Source organism: Clostridium sp. ZBS2 (assembly GCF_023845855.1).
Classification (GTDB): domain Bacteria; phylum Bacillota; class Clostridia; order Clostridiales; family Clostridiaceae; genus Clostridium; species Clostridium aquiflavi.
Genome location: NZ_JAMQIF010000019.1, coordinates 1 through 3,587 on the forward strand (window position 1 = coordinate 1; position 3,587 = coordinate 3,587).

Sequence of the window (3,587 nt, forward strand, 5' to 3'; positions counted from 1 at the left end):
ATTTATATTATTAAAAAATTTGTGGATAACTTTTAAAATAATTTGTTTTAAAGGTATTATGAGTCCCCCTAAAGAATAAAAAATAATTATATGCCGCACCATTATTCCTGCACTGCGTTTGGAAAGGGCGCATGGCTAAAAAAATCGACGGCTCCAAAGTCGCCTTAGCGATTTTGTTCTACATATTAATAAATTTTATATTAATATTTTAAAATTCATAGAAGAGGCTATCCTAATATTATATAATAAAATAAAGAATATAAAATGAGGGATATCATGAAAAAAATGTATAGAATCTATAAGAAAGTTGGCAATTTAAATATATCTTTAATTGAAGAACTTATAGAATATGACTTTCCATCATCTGTTTATATATCTTCCAGAGTAATAAATCATATAATAAAAAAACATGGAAAACAATTTACTAAAAGAGTTAAAAATCATATAATAAAAATTATGGAAGAGATAATTAGGTGCCCAGATTATATAGGAATAGATCCTTTAAGAAGTAATGATGGGGCATTAGAATTAGTAAAAAAGATTGATAGTAATATTCTTTTAGCATTAGAGTATGATGAAGAAGGTCAATATATATATGTAGCAACTATGTATCCTATAACAGAATCTAGAATAGTTTCAAGGTTAAATAGTGGAAGGCTAATAAGTTGCAATGATGAAAAATCTCAGGATATATTTTAATTAACTAAGTAAGCTTTAAATGGAGTGTAGAATATTTAGACATTAACAAAATAATTTAAATACTCTTGGGTTTCCAAGAGTATTTTTATGATAAAAATAAAAAATAGAAATATATATTAGAATGTAACTATGTTTATATGGAGGAAGAATAGATGAAAAAAATAGCAATAATATTTAATGGTGGAACTATATCTATGAAAGTAGATGAAAAAATAAAAGCAGCAGTTCCTAGTTTAAGTGGAGAAGAAATAATGCAAATGGTAACAGGGATTCAGGGGGTTGCTGAAATTGAAAGTCATACATTTTCTAATTTACCATCGCCACATATGACTTCTGAATTAATGCTTGAATTGTCAAATTTGGTTCAAAAATTATTAGACAGAGCTGATATAAGCGGTGTTGTAATAACTCATGGAACTGATACTTTAGAAGAGACGGCATACTTTTTAGATTTAACTTTAAATACTGATAAACCAGTAGTCGTTACTGGAGCAATGAGAAGCAGTGATGAACTGGGATATGATGGACCTTTTAATTTAGCTACATCAATATGCACAGCAATTTCTGATAGTGCTAAAAATAGGGGCGTTTTAGTATGTTTTAATAGTGAATTACATAGTGCAACAGAAGTAACCAAAAGAAATTCAATGGCATTAAATGCTTTTAGTACACCTAATTTTGGGCCCATTGGAATAGTTGATAATAATAGAGTTATTTTTTATAGGGAAAATTCTAAATCTATACACGTTAAAATAAAGAGTATGGAAAAAGATGTAGCTTTAATTAAGTGCGTTTCTGGTATGGATTCAAAATTTATAGATTTTGTTATTTCTAATGAATATAAAGGAGTAGTAATTGAGGCATTAGGAAGGGGAAATGTACCTCCTTTAATGGTAGATGGAATTAAGAGAGCTATTAAAAACGAAATTCCAGTTGTAATAGTATCAAGGTGCTTTGAAGGTCGAGTATTTGAATCTTATGGATATTTAGGTGGTGGAAAAAATCTTAGAGAGTATGGAGTTATATTTGGAGATGTATTATCTGGACAGAAGGCTAGAATAAAATTATTAGTAGCTGTAAATCATAATGATAATTTAACTAAAATAAGAGAAATATTTGAAAAAGATACATACGAAATACAAAAAAACTGAATAAATAAAATGAAATAAAATAAAATGTTCGGAAAAATAAGAAAAAAACAAGTGATTAAACCTTTTTAGATTGACAATGTTCGGATTGATAAGTATAATAATATTTGTAAAAGGGATAACTCATATAATTGTGATAATATGGTTCACAAGTATCTACCAGATTGCCGTAAATAATTTGACTATGAGTAAGACTATATTAATTTCTTATTAATAATTAAGTCGCTATGAGTTATCAAATGAAACCATAGGGATTTTTTTTAGTTGAATAATTTAGGAGGAATAAAAATGCAACAAGAAAAAAAGTCTGAAAGAATATTTGAAATATTTTCTAATGAAAAGGTTGATTTTAAAAAAGAAATAGTAGCTGGGGTAACTACTTTCTTAACAATGGCTTACATAATTGCTGTAAATCCTAACATGTTAAGTGCAACAGGTATGCCAAGTGGAGCGCTTGTAACAGCAACTTGTTTATCAGCAGCTTTTGCAACAATATTCATGGGAGTGTTTGCAAATCTACCTTTTGCCTTAGCATCTGGAATGGGATTAAATGCATATTTTGCATTTTCAGTTGTATTAGGAAAAGGGATATCATGGGAGGTAGCATTAACAGCAGTATTTGTAGAAGGTATTATATTTATTTTAATGTCATTATTTAAAATTCGTGAAGCTGTTGTAAATGCAATTCCAGAGAATATGAAATATGCAGTTACGGCTGGAATTGGATTGTTTATTGCATTTATTGGATTTGTAGGCAGTGGAGTAGTTGTAAACAATGATGCAACTTTATTAGGGCTAGGTGATTTCACAATTCCTACAGTTACAATCACTTGTGTTGGATTAATAATTATCGCAGTATTAGATAAAAAGAAAATAAAAGGTTCAATTTTAGTTGGGATTTTAGTAAGTACTTTATTGGCTTGGGGATATGCTTTAAAAAATCCATCAGTGGCAGCTGACTTGGGTATATATTTACCAAATGGGATTTTTAAATTTGAAAGTCTTGCTCCTATTGCAGGTAAGGTAGATCTAGGATATGCATTTCATCCAGATAATATTGGATTATTTATAACAGTAGTATGCACATTCTTGTTTGTAGATTTCTTTGATACAGTAGGAACATTAGTAGGAGTTAGCTCAAGAGCAGGAATGCTTGATGAGGAAGGGAAAGTTCCTAATGCAGGAAAAGCACTACTTGCAGATGCTATTGGGACAACCGTAGGAGCATGCCTTGGAACTTCAACAGTAACAACTTATGTAGAAAGCTCAACAGGGGTTGCAGCAGGAGGAAGAACAGGATGGACTGCTATTACAACAGGGGTTTTATTCTTAATTGCAATGTTCTTTTCACCAATTTTTATTGCAATACCATCATGTGCTACAGCACCGGCTTTAATATATGTGGGATATTTAATGCTTGGAGCAGCTAAAAACATAGATTTTAATGAAATTACAGAAGGGCTTCCAGCATTTGTGACAATCGCTTTGATGCCTCTTACTTATAGTATTGGAGATGGGCTAACATTTGGTATATTATCATATGTATTTATAAATTTATTATATAACCTTTTCTCTAAAAAAGAAGATAAGAAAAAAGTTTCTTGGGTTATGGTAATGTTAGCGCTTATCTTCTTAGTGAAATTAACAGTATTATAATATAAAATTTTTATTTTAGATTCTGTTTTAGCAGGGTGTTGATATATGCATAAGCAAAGTGGGCGGAGTAATTGAACTTAGGAA

3 protein-coding genes and 1 riboswitch are annotated in these 3,587 nt (G+C 29.8%); all 3 genes read left to right on the plus strand.

Features of this window, described 5'->3' with window-relative positions:
* The first annotated feature begins 276 nt into the window (after window positions 1–276).
* The 3 genes from NG918_RS11300 to NG918_RS11310 all read left to right on the plus strand — a co-directional run bounded on the left by NG918_RS11300 (window position 277) and on the right by NG918_RS11310 (window position 3,503).
* The gene (locus NG918_RS11300; RefSeq protein ID WP_252212910.1) at window positions 277–699 is read left to right on the plus strand and encodes a PBECR3 domain-containing polyvalent protein; all 423 of its coding nucleotides are present in this window, start codon (window positions 277–279) and stop codon (window positions 697–699) included.
* A 152-nt stretch (window positions 700–851) separates the two neighbouring features.
* Window positions 852–1,850 (plus strand): asparaginase, encoded by a 999-nt coding sequence (locus tag NG918_RS11305; protein WP_252212909.1) that lies wholly within the window; start codon window positions 852–854, stop codon window positions 1,848–1,850.
* A gap of 100 nt (window positions 1,851–1,950) precedes the next feature.
* Window positions 1,951–2,052: riboswitch (purine riboswitch) on the plus strand.
* An 83-nt stretch (window positions 2,053–2,135) separates the two neighbouring features.
* Complete coding sequence (locus tag NG918_RS11310; protein WP_252226243.1) at window positions 2,136–3,503, plus strand: NCS2 family permease; 1,368 nt, start codon at window positions 2,136–2,138, stop codon at window positions 3,501–3,503.
* The last annotated feature ends 84 nt before the right edge of the window (window positions 3,504–3,587 follow it).

Excerpts from the sequence above, each read along its gene's own strand:
- NG918_RS11305 (WP_252212909.1), top strand. The coding sequence starts at position 852 with ATGAAAAAAATAGCAATAATATTTAATGGTGGAACTATATCTATGAAA.
- NG918_RS11310 (WP_252226243.1), top strand. The coding sequence starts at position 2,136 with ATGCAACAAGAAAAAAAGTCTGAAAGAATATTTGAAATATTTTCTAAT.
- NG918_RS11300 (WP_252212910.1), top strand. The coding sequence starts at position 277 with ATGAAAAAAATGTATAGAATCTATAAGAAAGTTGGCAATTTAAATATA.